We start from the raw sequence: 23290 nt of genomic DNA, 5'->3' as shown, positions 1-23290 counted from the left end.
CGGCGCCGGGGCGGAGGCGGGGGAGGTTAGAATTCAATCATGGCCTTGATCACACCGTCGCGATAGTCCGCCACCATGGCGAAAGCGTCGGCGGCTCCTTCCGGGCCGACGGTGTGTGTAACGAGGAAATCGGGTTGCACCGCGCCGGTGGCCACGAGGTCCATGGCAGGCTGCACGCACTGATTCTGGCGGCGGACATTGACGAGGGTGATTTCCTTGCGGCGCAGCGAGTCAATGTGGAAGGAGACGCGTTCTTCGCGGGGAATGCCGACAATCGCCAGCGTGCCGCCGGGCTTGAGGAGGTCCACGGCCTGGTCCAGGGCGGCCTGCTGGCCGGCGCACTCGAAGACGACATCCAACCCGTGAGGCTCGGCGTTGAGGATGTGGCGGACGACATCTTCGGTGTCGGGGTTGCCGGCCCAGCGCGCGCCGTGGTCTTGGGCGAATTGCACGCGATAGGGCAGGCGGTCGGTCATCCAGATGCCCGCGGCGCCGGCGTGGCGGGCGGCCAGCATGACGCACAGTCCGATGGGGCCTGCGCCGAGGATGCCCACGCTCATGCCGGGTTGCAGGCGGGCGAGGCGCACGGCATGGAGGGCGATGGAGAGCGGCTCGCAGAGGGCGGCCTGGACCAGGTTGATGCGCCGGAAGGTGCGATACACACTGGTTTCGGGCATGACGATGAACTCGCTCAGACAACCCGGCGCCTCGGTGGGGCAGCCCAGGAAACGCAGATGGCGGCAGGTGTGGGGACGGCCGGCACGGCATTGATCACACGCGCCGCAGCTCATGGCGGGGTCCACCGCCACTTCATCCCCCAGTTTGACCCGTTGCACAGCGGCGCCGGTGGCCATGACCACGGCGGAGCATTCGTGGCCCAGGACGAACGGGAACTGGACGCGGCGGGAGGCGATGCGGCCGGTTTCGTAATAATGCAGGTCCGAGCCGCAAATGCCCACGCAGCGGACTTGCAGCAGGACATCGTGCGGCGAGCGCAGCTCGGGCATTGGCAGCTCCATCCATTCCAGACGGCGCAGGGCGGTGAGAGCGAGAGCTTTCATGGCATGACTGATCCGCAGTCGGCCCGGACATCAAGTCCACGAATGCACCCGGCTGTCCAGTTGAAAGATTTGACCGGAGACATTCCGCATGCCTGCCAGAAACACGATGAAGCGGGCCACCTCGGGCAGGTCGTTCATCCGGCGCAGCAGGTTGGCCTCGGTGAGCGCGGCCAACTGCGCGGCGGTGAGTGATTGCGTCATGCCGGTGGGCAGCACGCCGGGGAGGACGGCGTTGACCTGCACGTTGTGGGGGGCCGCCTCGCGGGCCAGGCTCACGGTCAGGCCCAACAGGGCGGCCTTGGCGGCGGCGTAGTTGGCCTGGCCGCGCGCGCCGGCGCGGGCGGCAAAGCTGCTGATATGGAGGATGTGGCCGGCGCGCTGGCGGGCCATCACCGGCAGCACGGCGCGGGCGCAGAGGAACGCGCCTTTGACGTGCACCTGCATCACGGCGTCCCAGTCGGCGGGCGGCATCTGCGCCAGGAGGGTGTCGCGGGTGATGCCGGCGCAGTGGACGAGCAGATCGAGGCGTCCCCAGCGGGCCAGCAACTGCTCGACGGCCGCAGTCACGCCGGCGGTGGAGGTCACGTCCAGCGCCAGCGGCAGCAGGGCCTCGCCGGCGGGCGTCAACGGCTGCCGATGCCAGCCGGCGCCCACGCGCCAGCCCTGGGCCAGCAGCTCGTGGATCACCGCGTTGCCCAGGCCGCCCGCGGCGCCGGTGATCAGCGCCACCGGGGGAGGCGGTGTCGCGTGTTCGTTTGCCACGCCGGCAGTGTAGAGCGAGGCCGCGAAGAAGAAAAGGCGCAATGCCCCAGGCGCTCGCTTCCCATGCGCGCGAGGTTTTATCGCGGCTGGCGGAGAGAACGCGGCGGCGGGCCGCATGATTTATTGGCGCGGACACGCAGACGCAGAAAAAATTTCATGCGTGGAGCGGCGCGGGGACAGATGACGAGCGAAGCCACAAGTGCAGATTTTTTTGCGGGACAGTTGACGAAAGCAGCGGAGCGTGTCATATAAATGCCATGACACACCATCAGCAGCCTGCGCGGTGCACGCCAGAAGCCGCAGGGTGGTTTGTCTCTTCTGGTTCCTCCGGCGGTATTCAAGGAAGCGTGATTTTCTCTCCTCTCTCTCCCGACGCAAGTTTGCGCAGAAAGGAGGTGAAACACGATGGCCGATAAGAAGGCGAAGAAAGCGCCTGCCAAGAAGAAGGCAGCCGCCAAGAAGAAGAAATAACCTGAACCTTTAACCAACAAGCCAGAGTTACATGGGTTGGGTGCAACCGAGGTCCATTTAACTCTGGCTTTTGCTTTTAGCGGGGGGCGGCCGGGGGAGGGGGAAGTAACCGGTGAAGCAAGCTGGGGCATGAGCCAGGTCAAGCGGAGCAAATCTGCCGGCCGCGCCGGGGCACGGCGGCGGCAGGTGGCGCTGATTGTGGAGACCTCCGTGGTGTACGGACGCCAGATCTTGCGCGGCATTGCGCGGTATCTGCGGCGGCACGGCGGGTGGTCGGTTTTTTTGGACGAGCGCGAGCTGCGCGCGCCGCCGCCGGACTGGCTGCGGCGGTGGAAGGGGGACGGCGTGATTTGCCGCTCCACGACGCCGGAATGGGCGGAGGTGTTCCGGCAGCGGGGGCTGCCGGTGGTGGATTTGAATGATCAGCATCTGGAGCTGGGGCTGCCGCGGGTGGCGTCCGACATGGTGGCCATTGGCCGGCTGGGGGCGCGGCATTTGTTGGAGCGGGGATTCCGGCAACTGGCGTATTGTGGATTTCTGGGGGAGACGTGGTCGTTGCAGCGGCGGCAGGGTTTTACGGAGGTGGCGGGGCCGGCGCTGAAACGGGAGTGGATATTTGAGACGCGATGGCTGAGCGTGCGCGAGCGGCCGTACGAGGAGGAGCGCCAGCGGCTGGCCTGCTGGCTGCAAACGCTGCCGCTGCCCATCGGCATCATGGCCTGCAACGATGTGCGCGCGCAGCACGTGCTGGACGCCTGCCGCCAACTGGGGTGGTCGGTGCCGCGGCAGGTGGCGGTGTTGGGGGTGGACAACGCGGAAACGTTTTGCGAGCTGTGCGAGCCGCCGCTGTCGAGCGTGGTGCCCGATGCGGAGCGGGTGGGGTATGAAGCGGCGGCGATGCTGGACCGGTTGATGGCGGGGGCGGCGGCGCCGGCGGCGCCGCTGCTGCTGCCGCCCCGCGGGGTGATTACGCGGCAGTCCACCGAGGTGTATGCCTTTGCCGAGCCGCTGGTGAGCCGGGCCATGGAGTTTATCCGGCAGCACGCCTGCCGGGGGCTGCGGGTGGAAGAGGTGGTGCGTCATTTGAAATGCTCGCGCTCCTGGCTGGAGAGCGCCTTCCGGCGGCATGTGGGGCACTCGCCGCAGCGGGAAATCCGGGCGGTGCAAATGCAGCGCGCCCGCGAGCTGCTGCTCGCCACGGACTGGAAGTTGCCGCAGATTGCGCAGGCGGTGGGGGTGGAGCAGGCCGCCTACCTGGTGTGTCTTTTTCGCAAGTTCTACGGCCTGCCGCCCGCCCGCTACCGGCGCCAGTACGGGGTGGCGGACTAGTCCCGCCGCCAGCCCCGGCGGGCGCCCCTAAAAATACGAAATTTTCCAGATAAAAGATTGCAACCGCGGCGGCGGACGATGTGGTAAGGTGCGGGGCATGGAATGCAGCAGCGCAGCACACACAGCGGCACGGGGTCAGGGACAACCGGCGGCAAGGGCCCGGGCGCGGTTCTGGCGGCTCTGGCTCCGGGTGGGTCTGGTGGCGCTGGGGTTGACCGGCGGCGTCAGGGGGGCGCCGGCCCCGCTCACGCCCGTGCCGGTGGCACAGGTGGTGATCGAGGATGCGTTTTGGTCGCCCAAACTCAAGGTGTGGCGGGAGGTGACGATCCCGGACTGTTTCGCCAAGTTTGAGCAGGACGGGGCACTGACCAATTTTGACCGGGTCCGCGAAGGCCGCAGCGGCCAGCATGCGGGGCCGCCGTGGTATGATGGTTTGATCTACGAGATGATCCGGGCGAGCGCGGATTTTCTGGCGGCGCGGCGGGAGGCCGCGCTGGAAGGGCGGGTGGATGGTTACATTGAACGCATAGCGGCGGCGCAGGCGCGGCATCCGCAGGGTTATCTCAACACCTACACGCAACTGGAGCGGCCGCATCAGCCGTGGGGGCTGAACGGGGGCGACGACAACTGGCAGCACGATGTCTATAACGCAGGGGCGCTGGTGGAGGCGGCGGTGCATTATTACCGGGCCACGGGCAAGACGCGGCTGCTGGAGGTGGCGGTGCGGCTGGCGAATCACATGGCGGACGTGATGGGGCCGCCGCCCAAGGCGAACGTGGTGCCGGGGCACTCGCTGCCGGAGGAGGCGCTGGTCAAGCTGTATGGATTGTTCAAGGAGGAGCCTGGCTTGAAGGCGCGGATGCCGGTGCCGGTGGAGGAGCTGCAGTATCTGCGGCTGGCCGAGTTTTGGATCGAAAACCGGGGGCGGCATGCCGGGCGCAAGAGCTTTGGGGCGTATGGGCAGGATCATCGGCCGGTGCTGGAGCAGGAGACGCTGGAGGGCCACGCGGTGCGGGCCACGCTGTTATGCGCCGGCGTGGTGGCGGCGGCGCGGGCCAATGGGCGGGCGGATTATCTGGCGGCGGCCACGCGGCTGTGGAGCAATATGGTGCAGCGGCGCATGTACATCACCGGCGGGCTGGGGGCGGTGGCGCAGCATGAGGGGTTTGGCGGGGATTATGAGCTGCCCAATGACGGCTATCTGGAAACGTGCGCGGCGGTGGGGGCGGGATTTTTTCATCACCAGCTTAATCTGGCGCTGGGCGAGGCGCGCTACGCGGATGAACTGGAGCGGGTGTTGTACAACGCCATTCTCACCGGTGTTTCCCTGAGCGGGGACCGGTATTTCTACGACAATCCGCTGGCCGCCGGCCCGCAACGGCAGCGCTGGGCGTGGCATTCCTGCCCGTGTTGTCCGCCCATGTTTCTCAAGATCATGGGGGCGCTGCCGGGCTGCATTTATGCCCAGGCGCCGGGCGAGGTGTATGTCAATTTGTTCATCGGCAGCCGGACGACGGTGCCGGTGCAGGGTGTGCCGGTGCACTTGCGCCAGCTCACGCGTTATCCCTGGGAGGGCGAGATCAAGCTGGTGGTCACGCCCGAGCGGGCGGTGGATTTTGCCTTGTATGTGCGGTTGCCGGGGTGGGGTGAGCAGCCGCGGCTGCGGGTGAACGGGCGCGGGGTGGGCACGGTGGAGGTGGTGCGGGGTTATGCGCGCCTGCAGCGCACCTGGCGGCGGGGCGAGGTGGTGGAATTGTCCCTGCCGCTGCCGGTGCGGCGCGTGCAGGCGCATCCGAAGGTGGAGGCCAACCGCGGGCGGGTGGCGCTGCAACGCGGGCCGCTGTTTTACTGTTTGGAGGGCGTGGATCACGGCGGCAGTGTGCGGCATCTGGTGATTCCGCCCGAGGCCCCGCTGCGGGCGGAGCATCAACCGGGCCTGCTGGGCGGGGTGACGGTGCTCCGCGGTCCGGCCGTGGCCGTGCATCGGGCGGAGTGGCCGGACACGTTGTACCTGCCGCAAAACCGGGTGCCGGGAATGTCCAACGCCACCTTCATGGCCATTCCTTATTTTGCACATGCCAACCGGCAGGCCGGGGAAATGCGGGTGTGGATGGCGGAGACGCCGCTGGTGGCCGAGCCGCTGCCGCGGCCGACGCTCGCCAGCGGGGCGCGGGCCTCGGCGTCGCATTGTTTTGCGCGGGACACCGTGGCGGCCTTGAATGACCAGGTGGAGCCGGCGGCGTCGGATGACGCCAAAATCCCGCGGTTCACCTGGTGGGATCATCGGGGGACGGTGGAGTGGGTGCAGTATGATTTTGGCCGGCCCGTGCGGGTGCGCGCGGTGGAGGTGTATTGGTGGGATGAGCGGCGCATTCAGGCCCATTGCCGGGTGCCGCAATCATGGCGGGTGCTGTATCGGGACGGGGAGGAGTGGCGGCCGGTGTCCCAGCCGAGTGGCTATGGCACGGAGATGGACCGGTTCAACCGGGTGACTTTTGCGCCGGTGGAGACCCGCGCCCTGCGGTTGGAGGTGCAACTGCAGCCGGGCTGGTCCGGCGGGATCCTGGAATGGCGCGTGGAATAGAAAGCGCGCAGGCCAACGCCTGGGATTAAGAAAACATCAGAAACTGGGCGATATTCAATCGAGCCGGCGGAGCTGGCGCAGGAAAAGGTGAAGAGCATGAAAATGAGGGTGTTGCTGATAGGTGGTTGGTTGATGCTCGGGGCCGGACTGTGGGCGGCGCCCGAGGCCGTGATTACGGTGGATGCCGCGGCGCGTGCCCACCGGATTTCCCCTTATCTGACGGGGGCGTGTTTGGAGGATGTGAATCATGAGGTGTATGGCGGGCTGGACAGCCAGATGGTGTTTGGCGAGAGCTTTGCCGAGCCGGCGCCGCCGCTGCCGGTGCGCGGTTTCACGGCTTACGGCGGGAGCTGGACGGTGCAGGAGGGGGTGCTGCACGCGCCGGGCGGGGACGGGCCGAAATTATTGTGCGATCTGGCGCCGGCGCTGAGCGAGGGCGAGGTGAGTGTGGAGGTGTTTTTCCCTGAGCGCGCCCCGGGCAATGCGGGACTCATTGTCAAGGTCAGCGAGCCGGGAGTGGGGGCGGATCGTTTCACGGGCTATGAGATCGCGCTGGAGACGTCCGGGCGGCTGGTGTTGGGGCGGCACCGGCAGAATTGGGAGCCGATTCGCACGGTGCCGTGCGAGGTGGCGGTGGGGCAATGGAACAAGCTGGCGGTGCGGATGGAGGGCACGGCGTTGGAGGTGCGGGTCAATGAGCGCCTGATCACCCGTTATGAGGATACGCAACATCCGCTGGGCGCGGGGCTGGTGGGGCTGCGCACGTGGCAGCGGGAGGCGCGTTTCCGCAACCTGGTCCTCACCACGGGCGGCGCGGTGCGGCGGGTGGAGTTTGCGCAGGCGGAGGCGGAGCTGTGGGGGCGGGGCGTGAGTGGCATGTGGCGGCCCCTGCGCCGCGGCAGTGCGCGGGGCGAGTTCGGGCTGGAAACCCGGGATGCGTATTCAGGGCCGCAAAGTCAGCGCCTCACCTTCAGCAGCGGCGTGGGGGAGATCGGGATCGAGAATCAGGGCTTGAACCGCTGGGGCATGTATTTCCAGCGCGGCAGGGTGTACGAGGGCCTGGTGGTGGCGCGCGCGGCGGAGGACACCGAATTATGGGTGGCGCTGGAGAGCCGCGACGGGGCGCGGGTGTATGCGGAGCGGCGGCTGCCGGTGGCGGCGGGAGGCTGGCAGAAGCTGAACTTCAAGCTGACGCCCGGCGCCACGGACCCGGCGGGGCGGTTGGCGCTCAAGCTCAAGCAGCCGGGCAGCGTGGTGGTGGGCTATGCCCTGCTGCAACCCGGCGCCTGGGGGCGGTTCAAGGGCCTGCCCGTACGGCGGGATGTGGCCGAGGCGCTGGTGGCCCAGGGGCTGACGGTGATGCGTTATGGCGGGTGCATGGTGAATGCGCCGGAGTATCGGTGGAAAAAAATGATTGGCCCGCGCGAGCAGCGTCCGCCCTACAAGGGATGGTGGTATCCCTATGCTTCCAACGGGTGGGGCATTTTTGATTTTCTCAATTTCTGCGAGGCGGCAGGTTTTTTGGCCATTCCGGCGGTGAACATGGGGGAAACGCCGCAGGACATGGCGGATTTCATTGAGTACGTCAACGGCCCGCCGGAGACGCCCTGGGGGCGGCGGCGGGTGGCCGACGGCCATCGGGCGCCATACCGGCTGCGGCATTTGCAACTGGGCAACGAGGAGCGCGTGGACGAGGCGTATTATGCGAAATTTAAGGCGCTGGCGGAGGCCATCTGGGCGCGTGATCCGGAGATCATTCTGGTGGTGGGAGACTTTGCCTATGAGGAGGTCATTACCGATCCCCAGGCCGTGCGGGGGGCGGCTTCGCGCATCACGCATCTGAACGCGCAGCGGCAGATTCTCGAGCTGGCCCGGCAGCACGGGCGCGAGGTGTGGTTCGATGTGCACGTGTGGACGGATGGGCCGCGCCCCACGGGCTCGCTGGAGGGCGCGCTGAGTTTCCGCGATGCGCTGGAGAAGCTGGTGCCGGACGCGCGGTTTCGGCTGGCGGTGTTTGAATTGAACGCCAACAACCCCGCGCAGCGCCGCGCCCTGGCCAACGCGCTGGCGCTGCAACGTTTTCAGCGCGACGGGCGCGTGCCGGTGGTCTGCTCCGCCAACTGCCTGCAGCCCGACGGGCAGAATGACAATGGATGGGATCAGGGGCTGCTTTTTTTGAATCCCGCGCAGGTGTGGTTGCAGCCGCCAGGGTATGTGACGCGGCTGTTTGCGCGCCATTATCAACCGTGGGCGGTGCGGGCGGAGGTGCAGGGCGCCGGCGAGGCCCTGGAGGTGACGGCCACGCGCAGTGAGGACGGCCGCGCGCTGGTGGTGCAGGTGGTCAATCTGAGCGATCAGCCCGTGCCGGCGCGGCTGGAGCTGGCCGGGTTTGTGCCCGCCCGGGCGGAGGCCGTGGTGGAAGAGCTGGCCGGGCCGCTGGATGCCCGCAACACCGCCGCCGCACCGGAGCGCGTGGCGCCGCAGAGCCGGCGGTGGCGGCACGGCGCCGCCGGCGGTCCGCCGCGGTGGGTTTTTGCGCCGCATTCCGTGACGTTCCTGCAGTTCAAGTAAGCGAAATCGCCGGCGGGTGCCGCGGCGCGGCCTGGCCATCAACCCAGTCCCTGGCGGCGGGCCATGCGGGCGAAGACGCCGTCCTGCGCCAACAGTTCGGTAAAAGTGCCCTGCTCAATGATGCGCCCTTTTTCCAGGACGATGATCTGATCCATGGCCTGAAGAGTGGAAAGGCGGTGGGCCACGCAGATGACGGTGCGGTTCTCCTCCAGTCGTTCAATGGCGGCCTGCACCTCGGCCTCGGACTGGGCGTCGAGGGCGGCGGTGGCTTCGTCGAGGACGAGGATGGGGGCGTTGCGGATGAAGGCGCGGGCGATGCAAATGCGCTGGCGCTGGCCGGCGCTCAGCTCGACGCCGCGCTCACCCACGGGCGTATCGTAGCCCTGGGGTTTGGCCATGATGAAATCATGGGCATAGGCCATGCGGGCGGCCTGTTCGATCTCGGCGCGGGTGGCGCCCGGTTTGCCGCAGGCGATGTTTTCGGCGATGGTGCCGTCAAACAGGACGACCTCCTGGCTGACGAGCGCCATCTGGCGGCGGAGGTCGGCGCTGTTCAGGTCGCGCAAATCCACGCCGTCGAGGCGGATGGCGCCCTGTTGGGGGTCGTAGAAGCGGAAGATCAGATTGACGAGCGTGCTTTTGCCGCTGCCGCTTTCGCCGGCGATGCCCAGGCGCAGGCCCTTGGGAATGGTGAGTTGAATGTCCTGCAACACCGGTTGATCGTGGTAGGCGAAGGTGACGTGTTCAAAAGTGATGGCGCGGGCGAAGGCGGGGGCGGGCCGGGGGTGGGCGGGTTCCTTGACGGTGGGCTGCTCGGCAAAGATTTGCATGAGCCGTTGGACGCCCACGCTGGCCTGGGTAAAAAACATGGGCACATTGGCCAGGCGTTTGATGGGGGTGAACATGACGGCCACGCCGGTGAAAAAGCCCACCAAGTCCGGCACGGAGACCTGGCGGTAAAAGACCACCACAATCAGCAGGCCCAGGCCCAGCATGCCGATGACCTCCATGAGGGGGTTGACCAGCTCCTTGGCCTGGACGTTTTTCATGCTGTGGTGGACGGACTGGCGGATGTACTCGCGGTAGCGCCGGCTCTGCTCGGCCTCGAGGCCGAAGGCCTTGACCACGCGGATGGCGCTCAGGGCCTCGACGAGCAGGTTGGCCTGGGAGACGGTGGCCTGGACCAGGCGTTGCATGGCGTGGCGGACTTTGCGGCCGAGGATGATGAGCGGCACCACGCACAGGGGGAGAAACACGATGGCCAGCAGGGTGAGCGGCGCGTTGACCATGAGCAGGGCCAGGAAGACCACGGCGATGGTGAACGGTTCCTTGATGAGGTCATTGAAACCGTTGGTCATGCAGCGCTGCAGGGCCGCGGTGTCGCTGTTGATGCGGGTCAGCAAATCGCCCAGGGTGGAGCGGTTGAAGAAATCGAGCGACAGGGCATAGAGCTTTTCCAGCAAACTGACGCGGACATCGGCGATGAAGCGCTCGCCCACCCAGTTGTTGCAATAGGTGGCCAGATAACCGAGATAGCGGCTCACCGCCACCATGAGGGGGAGGATCAACAGGCCGCCGAGCATCTGCCGCCAGTCGGGTCGCCGTCCGGCCTTGGGCAGCCAGGGGTCGAGGGCGGCCTGCACTTTTTCCGAGGCTTGCGGCAGCCAGCCGGGCTGAACGAGTTGGGGGGCGGCGGGGGGCCGGGCTTTTTCCTCGGCGCGGCGGGCGGCGTAGGCGGGGTCCATGCGCTCGAAGAGCGTGCGCGAGACCCAGACGAAACTGGCGTTGGTGAGGCCGAAACTCACCGCCAGCAGGATGCCCATGAGCAGGCGCGGCCAGTACTTGCGCAAGTACGGCCAGCCAAATTTAAGCACCGTCCAGATATGGCTCATGATGATGAACCGCGAGTCCGCGGGGACCAACATAACGGTTGGGGCGGTCTGGCGTCGAGCCAGAAGCGGCGGCCGCCGTCACGGCCTCCCGTCCCAGGGGGCGGGCGCCGCCCCGGAGGGCGGGCTTGATGCCGGGGCGGTTGGCGGCCGGGAGTCATTCCCGATACGGGCGCAATTCGTGCTGGGGCGGGGATTTCATTTGATCCCGCACCTGGGCCACGGGCAGCTCGGATTCGAGCAGCCAGACGGTGCGGCCGGCAAAGTATTGGAGCAGCCGCCGGTTTTTCTCCGGGCCCATGTCGCGCGCCCAGAGGACGGGGGCGCCGTCGAGGTCGGCGCCGTTGTGGACCCAGTCATCATGCACGGATTGTTTGGGGCCGTAGCGGACAAGGATGAGGTGCTGACCGCCCTGGCGGGTGAGGCGGGCGATCATTTCCTGGCGCTGGTAGTCCCAGTCGCGGCGCTGGTTTTCCCAGCGGCGGGTTTTCAGCCACAAGGCGGTCTGGCCCAGAAAACCGAGCAGGATCAACACCACCACGGCGCGCCCCAGGGGCCGGCCGCCGGGGCGCCAGCCCGCCCATTGGCGCAGGCCGTGGAGCAGGACGACAAACAGGAAACCGCCGATGGGGGCGGCGTAGCGGTCCCACATCCAGGTTTCCTGCAGAGTGAGCAGCCCGAAAGCCAGCACCGCCCCGAGGGCAAAGCGGGGCCAGCCGCCGCGGCGCCAGACCCACGGCAGCGCCAGCAGGGGCAGGGCCAGGACGTAGAAGCGCCCCAGATAATCCCGCGCCAGGCGCTTGAGTTTCACCCCGGACTGGCGGAGGAATCCCGTCAGCGTTTGCTGGGCGTAATATTCCTCGCAGGCATAGCCGACAAAGTGCTCGCGGATGAGGGCGTGATGGTAGGCTGGTTCCGGGCGCGGTTTCATCCACACCAAAAACGGGGCCACGGCGTAACGTTCCTCATAGACCATGTAGGGAAACTTGAGATATTGGCCGGTGAGGCGCGCGTTGTAATAACCCTGCCAGCCGAGGTAGAGGCCGGCGACGATGGCGGCGGGCAGCAGGGCGCGTTGCAGTGTTTTAATGTCCAGGGTGGCCCGCTGGCGCCACGTCCACACGGCCAGGCCGGTGAGGGCGATGAGGGCCACCAGCAGCCCCTCAAAGGGGCGGCTCAAGGCCATGCAGGCGCCGCCGGTGGCCAGCCAGAATCCATGGGCGGGCCGGGGGCCGTTGACCCAGCGGCGAAAGGCGCCGGCCACCAGCGCGCCGCCCAGGAGGGCCTCCGCGCCGCCCCAATAAACCTGGCCCCACTTGAGCAACACCGGATGCAGGGCCACCAGCAGGCCGCCCAGCACGGCCCAGCGCGGCGGCAGCCAGGCAAAAAAGGCCCAACACAGGGCGGCGCAGGCCAGGGCCACGCTCAGCCACATGCCCACGATGGGCTGGCCCACGGTCACCTGGCCCAGGGCCAGCATGAGGCCTTGGGCCGGGGGGTATTTGGACATGCGCACGGGCGTGGGCGAGTGGGGCGGCTCGCAGAGGACGTGGATTTCCTCGAAAAATTCGGCCAGGGGATGGGCCGGGTTGGCCAGGCGCCCGCGGGCGAAGGTGTCGGCGGCCAGGAGATTGGCAAACTCATCGTGGATGTGGGGCGCCGAGCGGCCCACCACGAGCGTGAGGCCGCCGTGCAGTGCAAAAGTGAGCAGCCCCACCAGGGCGATGGTGAGGCGGGGCCGGCGGCCGAGCGCGCCGGTAAGCAGCTCAAGGCCGCGCAGGGCGCGGGAAAACCAGCGGGGTTGCCAAAGGGCCAGGGCGGCGAGGGCGGCGGCAAGCAACAGGATTTTGGTCATGGTCGTGACGCCCGCAGGTCATACCATAAGCGGCGGCGGAGTGCCAGTGCGGTGTGGGAGGGCGCGGCTGGCGCGGGGGTTGGAATATCGGATTGCTTTTTGGCGTCCAATGCGGCAGAACGCAGATGCACAAAGCCAATACTATGAAGCAATCCATATTCTCCTGGGCCTTGCTGGCGGGACTGATCTGTGGGGGGGGGATGGTGTTTGCGGCGCCGGCGGCGCCGTGGGTGGTGTATGACGGTTTTCCCGGCCCCGGCAAGGGCAAACACATCGTGCTGGTTTCGGGCGACGAGGAGTATCGGTCGGAGGAGGCGTTGACGCAACTGGGACGGATTCTGGCGCGGCATCATGGGTTCAAGTGCACGGTGTTGTATGCGATTGACCCGGCGACCGGCGAGATCAATCCCAATGTGAACAGTAATATACCCGGGCTGGAGGCGCTGAAGACGGCGGACTTGATGATCATTTTCACGCGCTGGCGCAATCTGCCGGACGAGCAGATGAAGCCCATTGTGGATTATGTGGAGGCGGGGAAGCCGGTGCTGGGGATACGCACGGCGACGCATGCGTTCAAGTTGAGCAACAAAAACAGCCCGTATTTCAAATACAGCGACGGCTACGGGGGCGCGGATTATGAGGGGGGCTTCGGGCGGCAGGTGCTGGGGGAGAAGTGGATTGCGCATCACGGCAATCACGGCACCGAGGCGACGCGCGGGATGATCGCGCCGGGCGAGGCGAATCATCCGATCCTGCGGGGAATCAAGGACGGGGAGATTTTCGGGCCGACCGATGTGTACCGGGTGCGCCTGCCGCTGCCGGGGGACAGCCGGCCGCTGGTGCTGGGGCAGGTGGTCAAGGGGATGAAGCCGGAGGATCCGCCGGTGGAAGGGGAGAAGAATAATCCGATGATGCCGATTGCGTGGACCAAGACCTACAAGGGCGGGCGGGTGTTCACTTCCACGATGGGCAGCGCGGTGGACATGCAGAATGAGGCCTTCCGGCGGCTGCTGGTCAACGGGGCCTACTGGTGCCTGGGCATGGAGGCGCAAATCCCGGCGCGCAGCCGCGTGGAAATTGTGGGCGAGTGGAAGCCGACGTACTTCGGCTTCGGCAAGCATGTCAAGGGCATCAAGCCGGAGATGCTGGCGGAGATTAAGTAGGCGGCCGTCCCGCCGCGGGCGGCCGGCCGGCTAGACTTCCGGATGTTTCCACGGTTTGCGGTAGGCGCGGCGCAATAATTTGGTGGCGGCGGCATCGCCTACGACCACCCGTTTGACGGGGTCGTAGGTGACGGGCCGGCCCAGTTGCATGGCGATGTTGGCCAGGATGCAACTGGCGGTGGAGATGTGGCCTTCCTCGATGTCCGCCACGGGGCGGCGGCCCTCGGTGATGGCGGCCAGCCAGTCGAGCATGTGGCGGCGGGTGGCGGGGGCGGCGTGCAGCTCGATGCCCTTTTCGGTGACGTCTTCCGGGAATTGCTCGCGTTCGTAGAGGCAGTCCTTGCGGATGGGTTTGCTGTTTTTGTCGCGGGGGATGAAATCGTAGCGGGTGACGCTGGCCTTGAGGGTGCCGCGATCGCCGTAGAGGAACATGGCCCAGGGATAATCCGGGTCGGGCGGGTCGCCCCAGGTGCGGTGCTGCCAGACGATGGTCAGCTCGGGGTACTCAAAGACGGCCGTCTGGGTGTCGGTGATGTTGGACTTGCCTTCTTTCTGCACAAAGATGCCGCCGCTGGAGCTGATGCGGCGCGGCCAGCCCAGGCCCAGCATCCAGCGGACGGTGTCGAGCATGTGGATGCACATGTCGCCCACGATGCCGTTGCCGTACTCCATGAAGGTGCGCCACCAGCGGACATGCGGGAGGCCGTCGTAGGGGCGCCAGGGGGCGGGGCCGGTCCACATTTCATAATCCAGGAAATCAGGAACGGGCTGAACGGGAGGATTGCCATTGGCCCGCATGTGGTAATAGCAGCAGATTTCGATGTGGGAGACCTTGCCCAGCAGGCCGGCGTCCACGATGTTTTTCTTGGCCTCGACGAGGTGGGGGGTGCTTTTGCGCTGGGTGCCCACCTGCACCACGCGGCGGTGTTTGCGGGCGGCGGCCAGCATGGCCTCGCCCTCGAGGACGTCCACGCTGATGGGTTTCTGCACATAGACATGGGCGCCGGCTTCGAGGGCGGCAATGGTTTGCAGGGCGTGCCAGTGGTCGGGCGTGCCGATGAGGACGAGGTCCAGATCCCGCTCGGCGAGCATCTGGCGGTAATCGGTGTAGAGGCGCGGCACTTTTTTGGACTTCTGGCGCTGGCTGACCAGCTCGCCGGCCTCCTTGAGGAGGTTGCGGTCCACATCGCAAAGGGAGATCACCTCCACCGGCGCCACCTGAATGAGGCGGAAGAGATCGCTCTTGCCATACCAGCCGGTGCCGATCAGGCCGACGCGCCAGGTTTTTTGCTGGATGAGGTCCGCGGCCCGGGCGCCGACCACCGAGAGGGCCAGCGAGGCGGAAGCGGTTTTGAGGAAGTGGCGGCGATTGATCATGAAGCTCATAGGACGGGAGGTGGCATGGAGGTTGAACACAGGGCAGGCCACGGCCGCCGGCGGCATGCTCCCGGCAGGCGGGCGGTGATTTCCGTGGTCCACTGCATGGGGGTTAATGTGTCGGTTTTGCCGGGCGGGCGCAAGTCCAAGTGAAGTGGCGGGCGGCGGGCGTTTTTGGGCCGGCCGCCCGCGGAAAAGGGCGAAACGGCGATGGAAAAAGGGGGAGATTGCCATTATGGTTAGGCGTTGTTCATGCGTGGTTTATGGCGATGGGGCGGGGCCGTGTTGCTGGCGCTCGCGGCGGTGGCCGGGGCGGCGGAGACGCGGCGTTTTGTGTGGCGCGAGCCGGAGCTGCGGGTGGTGGAGGTGACGGCAGCGCTGGGCGTGAGGGAGGCGGCCACGCTGCCGGGGGTGCGCGAGGATGGCGTCCGGCGGGAGTATGGGCGGCGGGTGGTGGTGGGGGTGGCGGCGCCGGCGCGGGTGCGGGATTTTCTGGCGCGCGAGGGGGTGGAGGCGGAGTTTTTGATCGGGGAGCAGATGGCGGTGGTGGCGGCGCCGGCGGCGTGGGCGGCGCTGGAGCTGGCGGAGCGCTGGAGCCGGCGGGCGGAGGTGCGGGTGGCGAGTCCGGAGGAGTATCGGCCGTTGCGGCGGGAGGGGCCGTATGCGGCGGCGCCGAATGATCCGTGGTTTGGGCGGCAATGGCATCTGGAGAATCGGGCCACCAACGGGCTGCCGCTGGGGGCGGATTTGAATGTGCGGGCGGCGTGGCCGTTGAGCCGGGGGGCGGGGCAGATCATCGCGATTGCGGACGGGGGGATTGATCTGGATCACCGGGACTTGACGAACCGCCAGGCGGCGGGGCTGCACTACAATTTTGACACGCTGCAAACCAACGGCTGGCCGAGCATGGCCAATGACGCGCATGGGACGTGGGTGGCGGGGCTGGCGGTGGCGGAGGCGGGCAACCGGCGCGGGGTGGCGGGGGTGGCGCCGGAGGCGCAGTTTGCCAGTTGGGTGATCCTCAGCGCGAACGGAAATTTTGTGAGCAATCTGCGGCTGGCGGAGATGTTTCAACACCGGATCCAGCGGGTGGGGATTCAGAATCACAGTTGGAATGAATCGAATGAAATCCGGCAGACGCGGCCCACGGAGGCGGAGCGGCAGGCGCTGGCGGTGGCGTTGGGCGAGGGGCGGGGCGGGCGCGGGGTGATCATGTGCCGGCCCAGCGGGAATGCGCGGCCGTATGTGCGGCTGGCGACGGACGACGGTTATTTGAACGATCCGCGGGTGATCACGGTGGGGGCGGTGAAGGCGGACGGGCGGGTGGCGCCCTACAGTTGTCTGGGGACGTGTGTGCTGTTGGCGATGCCCAACGGGACGGGGCTGTATTGGAATGGGGTGTGGAGCACGGACTTGAGCGGGGCGGCGGGCTGGAGCACCAATGCCGCGGGGTGGCCGGAGAACGACGCGAGCGATTACACGGGGGATCTGGCGGGCACGTCCTTCAGCGTGCCGCAGATGGCGGGCCTGGCGGCGCTGGTGCTGGCGGTCAATACGAATCTGACCTACCGGGATGTGCAGCAGGTTTTGCTGCTCTCGGCCGGGCACTATGATCTGGCGGATCCGGCGGTGAAAACCAATGGCGCGGGGCTGCGGGTGAGTGTGAATGTGGGCTTCGGCGTGCCGGAGGCGGGGCAGGCGGTGCGGCTGGCGCGGGGGTGGAGCAACCGGCCGCCGGCGGTGGAGGTGTCGGTGGTGTCCACGCAGGCGGTGGCGATTCCGGAAAATCCGTTGCGCTTGGAGGTGGCTCGGGAGCAGGGCGGCAGCCCGGAGTTGTCGTTCCCGGCGGAGCCGAATCGTTGGGGGCCGCGGGCGGACCGGCCCACCGCGTGGCTGCCGCTGGTGGCGCTGAACGGGGCGGAGGAGCTGTCGCCCACGAATGCGCAGGGCAGGTATGTGGTGTTGCCGGTGGCGGGGACGAATTATGAGGCGGTGATCCAGGCGGCGGCGGCCGCCGGAGCGGGCGGCGTGTTGTTTTATCTGACCAACGCGGGGACGCCCGCGGCGCTGGCGGTGTCGGAGTTTTGTCCGCTGCCGGCGGCGTTGCTGGCGCAGACGCACGGGGCGCAGTTGCGGGGCTGGCTGACCACCAACGCCGGGGCGACGGCGCGGTTGCGGTTGCAGGCGGCGGCGGTGGATTTTACGGTGACCAACGGCCTGGTGTGCGAGTGGGTGGGGCTGCGGGTGAAGACCACGCATCCGCGGCGGGGGGATTTGCGCATCACGTTGCAATCGCCGGCGGGCACGGTGAGCGAGCTGCAGATGCGCAACACGGATACGAGCGCCGGGCCGAGCGACTGGACGTATTACACGTGCCACCATTTTTACGAGGCCGGGCGCGGGGTGTGGCGCGCCCAAATCAGCGATGAAGTGAGCGGTGCCACGGGGGTGTGGACGTATGCGGAGCTGGTGTTGCAGGGGGTGTCCATCACCGACACCAATGCCAACGGGTTGGACGACGCCTGGGAGCTGGCCTGGCTCCAGACCACGCAGGGCCAGCCGCAGGGGGACCCGGACGGGGACGGCTACAACAACGCGGTGGAGCAGGTGTTGGGGACGGATCCGCGGGCGCCGAATCAACCGCTGGTGCTGGATTTGTCACCGTTCAATGCGCACTACCTGCGGTTGAGCTGGCCGGCGGGCGGGGGCGAGCTGTTTGAATTGTGGACGGCGGGGACGCTGGGCGGGGGGTTCAGTCCGGCGGCCGCCATCCCGGGACGATTTCCCGAGACGGAGGCCTTTGTGCCGCGGACGGAAAGCAGCCGGTATTTCCGGCTGAGGCGCTAGCGGGCGGCCGCGAGGAGGGCTTGGGGGTGAGGGTTGCCGGTGGCGAGTGGTGAGGAGGTGGGGGCCATCTGCCGGTGGGGAGGACGCCGGGGGTGCGGTGAATAATGTCATGCGCATATAAGAATATCTCAATCGCCGAAGATTATTTTAGTTCTACTAATATATATTATTAGTCCATGCCCCACCGGGGCGGGCTGGGGCGGGACGGCGGCCCGGGAGCGCATTATTTAAGAAAATATTAAAATAATTAACCATAAACTTGTATATAATCACGATAACTTATTATGTCGGCTAACCGTGGCCAGTAGGGGCGGGGCAAAAAAGGTTATGAGCTTACCAAAATTGGTGTGGCTGGGGTGAGGGCCGGCGCGTACAAATGGTAACGTGCATGCTGGTCAACAACGGCAAGTGGCGTCCGGTCCTGCGGCGGTGCCGCACGGGCGCCGGCCAGCCCCCCGGCGCGGTAGGCCGGGTTGAACCCTCCACACAGTACCGGTGGCTATGAAGACGATGGCATCTGGTTTTCGGCAACAGGCGCGCCTGGCGTGGCGCCGCGGCGTGGTTTATGGACTGGCGCTGGCGGCGGCCGGATGGGCGGCGGCGATCCAGGGGGCGGCGCATGGGGATCCGTATGAGATTCATTTGCAGGAGCCGCACGAGGGCGGGATGCCGGCGCGGCCGATCATCACCAGCATCCGCACGACCACCAACAACCAGGTGGTGGTGACGTGGCGCGGGTTTGTGGATCCGGTGACGCCGTTCCTGTTGCAGGGCAACAGGGGGTTGCGGAGCAACGGGTGGCAGACGCTGGCCACGACCTACGGCTTCAGCGCCACGGTGCCGCTGGGGGACAATGCGACCTTCCGGGTGGCGGGGCCGTCGCCGGTGTTTGCCGGGAGCACGGAGTGCTCGGCGTGCCATCGCAGCGCGCATGGCGGCTGGCTGCAGACGCGCCATGGCAATGCGCTGGCCTCGCTCAAGCGGATCAACATGCACAACAACAGCCGGTGCCTGCCGTGTCATACGGTGGGGTATGGGCTGCCGACGGGGTACAAGAGCGAGGCGCTGACGCCGGATCTGGCCAATGTGGGCTGCGAGAGCTGCCACGGGCCGGCGGCGGCGCATGCGGCCAATCCGTTTGATCCGACGACGCGGCCGGTGAAGGAGCTGGCGTCGCAGTTGTGCGGCGGCTGCCACACTGACGCGCATCATCCGACGTTCAATGAATGGGAGACGCATTTGCATGCGGAGGTGAACGAGGAGCTGGTGGCCGGTTTTCTGGGGACGGAGGCGACCTCGCTGGGGCGGATGAATTCGTGCGGGGCGTGCCATTCGGGCAGTGTGCGGTATGCGATGTTGAAGGAGCCGGCGACGACGAATGCGCTTTCGACGCTGATGACCAATGTGTTCCGGCTGCCGCCGGGGGTGTCGGCGGGGCGGGAGGCGGCGGCGATTGGGATTACGTGCGTGGTATGCCACGATCCGCACAGCAAGACGCAGTACGGGTACATGCTGCGGTATCCGTTGTTCTCGACCAATGCCTACAACATGGTGACGTCGGGGACGAACCTGGTGCAGAAGGGGTACAATGCGAGCGTGCAGGTGTGCGGGCAGTGCCACAACGGGCGGGGGGCGGATCCGTATGGGACGGCGCGGGCGCCGCATTATTCGCCGCAATATAACATTCTGGTGGGCAACCTGGGGGTGGTGCCGACGAATGCGCCGGTGCCGATGTCACCGCACTGGCAGTTGCAGAAACAGTGCGTGGACTGCCACATGCAGAAGGTGACGGTGACCAATCCGACGGCCAACAACCCCAATCACACGGGGCACAATTTCAATCCGACGCAGACGTTTGACAAATGCCGGGACTGCCACACGGGCCAGGATGACGAGTGGATGGAGCTGCTGATTGAATTCACGCAGGAGGTGACGCGCAACAAGATGGCGGAGGTGCAGAGCAACCTGGTGTTGTGGGCGCGGACGAAGGCACCGGCGGCCCTGCGGAATGCGGGGCGGGTGGTGCAGGTGGTCAACGGGGTGCGGGTGACCAACAGCGTGCCGGAGCTGGCGTGGGAGTTCAACACGCCGGGTTCATTGTCGCCGGCGCCGGCGGGGGCGTTGTCGTGGACGGGGCCGACGGCGGCGCAGCAGACCAACCCGACCAACGGGCTGCCGCGGGCGATCATGGAGGCGCGGTTCAATTTGTACATGGTGAAGCAGGACGGGAGTTATGGCGTGCACAACAACGCCTACACGCGGTATTTGTTGAAGGTGGCCAATGACAAGGTGAAGGCGGAGCTGGCCAGGTAGCGCGGACGGCGGTGTGCAACAGGCAACACGCAACAGGTGAGGCCGCTTATGTTAAAACGAATGCTGGACGGGATACCGGGCGGGGGCTGGGGCCTGGCGGCGGCGGGGGCGCTGGCGGTGCTGGCGGCCTCATGCGCCACGGTGACGCGCACGGTGGTGGTGCCGCCGGACATTCCCGGGGCCAAGTATGTAGGCTCCAAGGAATGCGAGCAGTGCCATGAGGAAATCTACAAGGATTTCCAGACGGCGGCGCATGCGCGGCTAATGGCCAAGGGACCGAATGCGATCAACATGGGCTGCGAAAGCTGCCACGGGCCGGGCAGTCTGCATGTGGAATCGGGCGGGGAGCGGCGGATTGCGAGCCACAATCTGACGCTGGAGGCGGCGGTGGTGAGCGACCGGCCGACGATTTTGAATCCGCGGAAATCGAGCGAGACGTGTTTCACCTGCCATGTGGACAAGCGCGGGGCGTTTCAGGCGGCGCATCATCATCCGGTGCCGGAGGGGCGGATGAGCTGCACGGACTGCCACGATCCGCACAAGGGGCCGGCGACGCGGGGCGGGGGGACGGCGTGGCTGGCGCAGAACGAGGCGTGCCTGCGATGCCATGAGGCGCAGCGGGGGCCGTATGTGTTTGAGCATGCGGCGATGCGGGAGGGCTGCACGAGCTGCCATGATCCGCACGGGACGGTGAACGCGAAGCTGCTGACGGCGCGGAATGCGAATTTGTGTTTGAAGTGCCATTTCCAGCAGGTGACCCCGGGCAAGATTCTGATCGGCGGGGTGGATCACAAGATCAGTTTGCAGCAGGGCACGTGTTGGACCGCGGGATGTCATGAGGCGGTGCATGGCTCGCGGGTGAATCCCTCATTGCGGTTCTAACCTCCCGGAGTACATCCCATGAAAACGACCATGCTTTGCCGGGGTTCCACAGCCAGAACGGTGGGCTGTTTGTTGGTGTGCGGAGGTTTGGCGGCGGCCTTGGGCGCCCAGGCCGCCGAAACCTCCGAGGCGGCGGCCAAGTCGCTGGAGGAAAAACTCGAGGCCTACAACAACTGGATCGAGTTTTCCGCGGGCGGGTTGTCACTGGACGGCAACCGGGCGGCATTCCAGCAGCGGCAGCAGATCCGCCGGCGCACCTTTGGGGGGATGGAGGACTTCCATTACCAGCGGGATTTGGGGAAGAAGGTGACGCTGTTGATGGATGGCCGCGTGTTGTTTGACAACCAGGACTACAAGGCCCGGCTGGAGATCACCAAGGAGGATCTGGGCTTCCTGCGGGGCGGCATGACGTACTACCGGACGTGGGACGACGGGAGCGGCGGGTTTTTCCGGCCCACCGAGGGGTGGTACGATCTCTATGATGACGCGCTGGCGCTGGATCGGGGGGAGATCTGGGTGGAGGGCGGCCTGCGGTTGAAGAAACTGCCGCAACTGACGTTGAAGTACACGCATCAGATGCGGGAGGGGCTGAAAAGCTCGACCTCGTGGGGGTATGTGCATCCGTACGGGCTGGGGCCGGTGCGGGGCATCGCGCCGTCGTTTTACGACATTGATGAGGAGCGGGACATCTGGCAGGCGGACCTGCGGCATACGGTGGGGAAATTCACCCTGGGGGCGGGCGTGCGCTATGACAAGAGCGATCTGGACAACGCCCGCAAGATGCGGCAGTGGCCGGGCGAGGCGGCGGACCGGCGGGTGACGCACCGGGAGACGGTGCGCTCGGAGGCGTGGAGCGCGCATGCGTTTGTGGAGAGCCGGCTGCATCAGAAGCTGTTTTTCTCGACGGGCTATGGGTACACCACGCTGGACAGCGACGTGGGAGGGAGCCGGATTTACGGGAATGATTATGATGTGCAGTTTGTGCCGGCGCTGGCCAGCGGGCTGGGCTTCTACGGATTGAGCGGCGGCTCGCAGTTGAAGGATCACGTGGCCAACCTGAACCTGATGTACACGCCCTGGCCGAATCTGACGCTGGTGCCCTCCTTCCGGCTGCAGCGCACGGGGACGGACAGCGAGGCGTGGTATTTCCAGACGGGCGTGGGGCCGGTGACGCCGGTGAGCGCGCGGAGCGAGCGGGACGTGCTGGAGCTGGCGGAGCAGTTGGAGCTGCGGTACACGGGGGTGACGAACTGGGTGTTTTACGCGCGGGGCGAGTGGAGCCAGGGCGAGGGCGATCTGACGGAGATCGGGGCGGCTTTTCCGCTGCCGGTGAATCATTATGTGGAGGATTCGCGCTTCGGGCAGAAGTACACGGTGGGGGTGAACTGGTATGCTTCGCGGCGGGTGACGCTGGACGCGCAGTATTATCGGAAGATGCGCTCGACGGATTACGATCATCTGGTGGACAACACGGCCAATGATCCGCTGAGCAACAACCGGTATCCGGGCTTCCTGGCGGGGCAGGATTTCACCACGGACGACGTGAATGCGCGGCTGACGCTGCGGCCGCATCAGAAGGTGACGCTGGTGTCGCGGTATGACTACCAGATCTCCACGGTGGACACCAAGCCGGTGAACGAGGCGGGGCTGGGGGCGGTGGAGAGCGGGCGGATCACCTCGCATGTTTTTGCGCAGAACCTGACTTATGTGCCGTGGACGCGGCTGTATTTGCAGGGCGGCTTCAATGTGGTGTTCAGCAAGACGGAGACGCCGGTCAGCTCGTTCACCCAGGCGGTGCTGGACGCGCGGAACAACTACTGGAGCGCGAGCGCGACGGTGGGGTGGGTGCTGGACAACAAGACGGACGCGCAGGCGACGTATTTCTATTACCGGGCCTTTGATAATTACAGCGACAACTCGACCTTTGGGGTGCCGTACGGGGCCAATGCGCGGGAGCACGCGGTGACGGCGGGGCTGACGCGGCGGCTGCGGGACAACATCCGGCTGGCGTTGAAGTACGGGTTTTTCACGCACCGGGATGCGACGGCGGGGGGCCGGAATGATTTTGATGCGCACATGGTGTATTCGTCGCTGCAGATCCGGTTTTAGGGGACGCGGGGCTATTTGACGGAGACACCACACAAAGAATGAAACAAACAGCGCCCGGGAGCGTCCAAGAGACAGAG

Annotated in this window: 13 protein-coding genes; 8 read left to right on the top strand and 5 right to left on the bottom strand. The window is 66.4% G+C overall.

Going from position 1 to position 23290, the window contains the following annotated elements; genetic code table 11:
* Nucleotides 1-26: 26 nt before the first annotated feature.
* Together N3J91_06215 and N3J91_06210 are read right to left on the bottom strand one after the other, a co-directional pair.
* A complete protein-coding gene (locus N3J91_06215; protein ID MCX8156025.1) occupies nucleotides 27-1061 on the bottom strand; it encodes an alcohol dehydrogenase catalytic domain-containing protein in 1035 nt (344 codons plus the stop codon).
* A 30-nt stretch (nucleotides 1062-1091) separates the two neighbouring features.
* Nucleotides 1092-1823, bottom strand: coding sequence for an SDR family NAD(P)-dependent oxidoreductase (locus tag N3J91_06210; protein MCX8156024.1), 732 nt, complete (start codon nucleotides 1821-1823; stop codon nucleotides 1092-1094).
* A gap of 600 nt (nucleotides 1824-2423) precedes the next feature.
* Here N3J91_06210 and N3J91_06205 point away from each other — a divergent pair.
* The 3 genes from N3J91_06205 (at nucleotide 2424) to N3J91_06195 (ending at nucleotide 8778) form a co-directional block, all read left to right on the top strand.
* On the top strand, nucleotides 2424-3623 hold the full coding sequence (locus tag N3J91_06205; protein MCX8156023.1) for a DNA-binding transcriptional regulator: 1200 nt from the start codon (nucleotides 2424-2426) through the stop codon (nucleotides 3621-3623).
* Between the two features lie 97 nt (nucleotides 3624-3720).
* Nucleotides 3721-6207: a glycoside hydrolase family 127 protein gene (locus tag N3J91_06200; GenBank protein MCX8156022.1), complete on the top strand. Its 2487-nt coding sequence runs from the start codon at nucleotides 3721-3723 to the stop codon at nucleotides 6205-6207.
* A gap of 96 nt (nucleotides 6208-6303) precedes the next feature.
* Complete coding sequence (locus tag N3J91_06195) at nucleotides 6304-8778, top strand: DUF1080 domain-containing protein (GenBank protein ID MCX8156021.1); 2475 nt, start codon at nucleotides 6304-6306, stop codon at nucleotides 8776-8778.
* A 38-nt stretch (nucleotides 8779-8816) separates the two neighbouring features.
* Here the strand turns inward: N3J91_06195 and N3J91_06190 are convergent, their stop codons facing one another.
* Together N3J91_06190 and N3J91_06185 are read right to left on the bottom strand one after the other, a co-directional pair.
* Nucleotides 8817-10670 (bottom strand): ABC transporter ATP-binding protein/permease, encoded by a 1854-nt coding sequence (locus tag N3J91_06190; GenBank protein ID MCX8156020.1) that lies wholly within the window; start codon nucleotides 10668-10670, stop codon nucleotides 8817-8819.
* A gap of 154 nt (nucleotides 10671-10824) precedes the next feature.
* On the bottom strand, nucleotides 10825-12522 hold the full coding sequence (locus N3J91_06185) for a hypothetical protein (protein ID MCX8156019.1): 1698 nt from the start codon (nucleotides 12520-12522) through the stop codon (nucleotides 10825-10827).
* A 143-nt stretch (nucleotides 12523-12665) separates the two neighbouring features.
* Between N3J91_06185 and N3J91_06180 the strand changes: the two genes are divergently transcribed.
* Nucleotides 12666-13685 carry a ThuA domain-containing protein gene (locus N3J91_06180; protein ID MCX8156018.1) on the top strand — a complete coding sequence of 340 codons (1020 nt, stop codon included), beginning with the start codon at nucleotides 12666-12668 and terminating at the stop codon, nucleotides 13683-13685.
* Between the two features lie 30 nt (nucleotides 13686-13715).
* On the opposite strand, the gene N3J91_06175 is transcribed toward N3J91_06180, so the two are convergent.
* The gene (locus N3J91_06175) at nucleotides 13716-15071 is read right to left on the bottom strand and encodes a Gfo/Idh/MocA family oxidoreductase (protein ID MCX8156017.1); all 1356 of its coding nucleotides are present in this window, start codon (nucleotides 15069-15071) and stop codon (nucleotides 13716-13718) included.
* 600 nt (nucleotides 15072-15671) lie between these two features.
* Here N3J91_06175 and N3J91_06170 point away from each other — a divergent pair.
* The 4 genes from N3J91_06170 (at nucleotide 15672) to N3J91_06155 (ending at nucleotide 23213) form a co-directional block, all read left to right on the top strand.
* On the top strand, nucleotides 15672-17909 hold the full coding sequence (locus N3J91_06170; GenBank protein MCX8156016.1) for a S8 family serine peptidase: 2238 nt from the start codon (nucleotides 15672-15674) through the stop codon (nucleotides 17907-17909).
* Between the two features lie 501 nt (nucleotides 17910-18410).
* Complete coding sequence (locus N3J91_06165) at nucleotides 18411-20222, top strand: ammonia-forming cytochrome c nitrite reductase subunit c552 (GenBank protein ID MCX8156015.1); 1812 nt, start codon at nucleotides 18411-18413, stop codon at nucleotides 20220-20222.
* A 48-nt stretch (nucleotides 20223-20270) separates the two neighbouring features.
* A complete protein-coding gene (locus tag N3J91_06160; protein ID MCX8156014.1) occupies nucleotides 20271-21104 on the top strand; it encodes a hypothetical protein in 834 nt (277 codons plus the stop codon).
* 18 nt (nucleotides 21105-21122) lie between these two features.
* Entirely contained in the window at nucleotides 21123-23213 is a 2091-nt protein-coding gene (locus N3J91_06155; GenBank protein MCX8156013.1) for a hypothetical protein, read from the top strand.
* Nucleotides 23214-23290: the final 77 nt, after the last annotated feature.

The organism is Verrucomicrobiia bacterium (genome assembly GCA_026414565.1).
Taxonomy (GTDB): domain Bacteria; phylum Verrucomicrobiota; class Verrucomicrobiia; order Limisphaerales; family Fontisphaeraceae; genus Fontisphaera.
Note: the sequence above shows the minus strand (reverse complement) of the source record. Positions and strands in the feature narration are given on the sequence as shown.

Bases quoted from the DNA above. Each gene is read 5' to 3' on its own strand.
- N3J91_06205 (MCX8156023.1), top strand. From the start codon at position 2,424: ATGAGCCAGGTCAAGCGGAGCAAATCTGCCGGCCGCGCCGGGGCACGG.
- N3J91_06160 (MCX8156014.1), top strand. From the start codon at position 20,271: ATGTTAAAACGAATGCTGGACGGGATACCGGGCGGGGGCTGGGGCCTG.
- N3J91_06155 (MCX8156013.1), top strand. From the start codon at position 21,123: ATGAAAACGACCATGCTTTGCCGGGGTTCCACAGCCAGAACGGTGGGC.
- N3J91_06200 (MCX8156022.1), top strand. From the start codon at position 3,721: ATGGAATGCAGCAGCGCAGCACACACAGCGGCACGGGGTCAGGGACAA.
- N3J91_06195 (MCX8156021.1), top strand. From the start codon at position 6,304: ATGAAAATGAGGGTGTTGCTGATAGGTGGTTGGTTGATGCTCGGGGCC.
- N3J91_06190 (MCX8156020.1), bottom strand. From the start codon at position 10,670: ATGAGCCATATCTGGACGGTGCTTAAATTTGGCTGGCCGTACTTGCGC.
- N3J91_06175 (MCX8156017.1), bottom strand. From the start codon at position 15,071: ATGAGCTTCATGATCAATCGCCGCCACTTCCTCAAAACCGCTTCCGCC.
- N3J91_06215 (MCX8156025.1), bottom strand. From the start codon at position 1,061: ATGAAAGCTCTCGCTCTCACCGCCCTGCGCCGTCTGGAATGGATGGAG.
- N3J91_06165 (MCX8156015.1), top strand. From the start codon at position 18,411: ATGAAGACGATGGCATCTGGTTTTCGGCAACAGGCGCGCCTGGCGTGG.
- N3J91_06180 (MCX8156018.1), top strand. From the start codon at position 12,666: ATGAAGCAATCCATATTCTCCTGGGCCTTGCTGGCGGGACTGATCTGT.
- N3J91_06185 (MCX8156019.1), bottom strand. From the start codon at position 12,522: ATGACCAAAATCCTGTTGCTTGCCGCCGCCCTCGCCGCCCTGGCCCTT.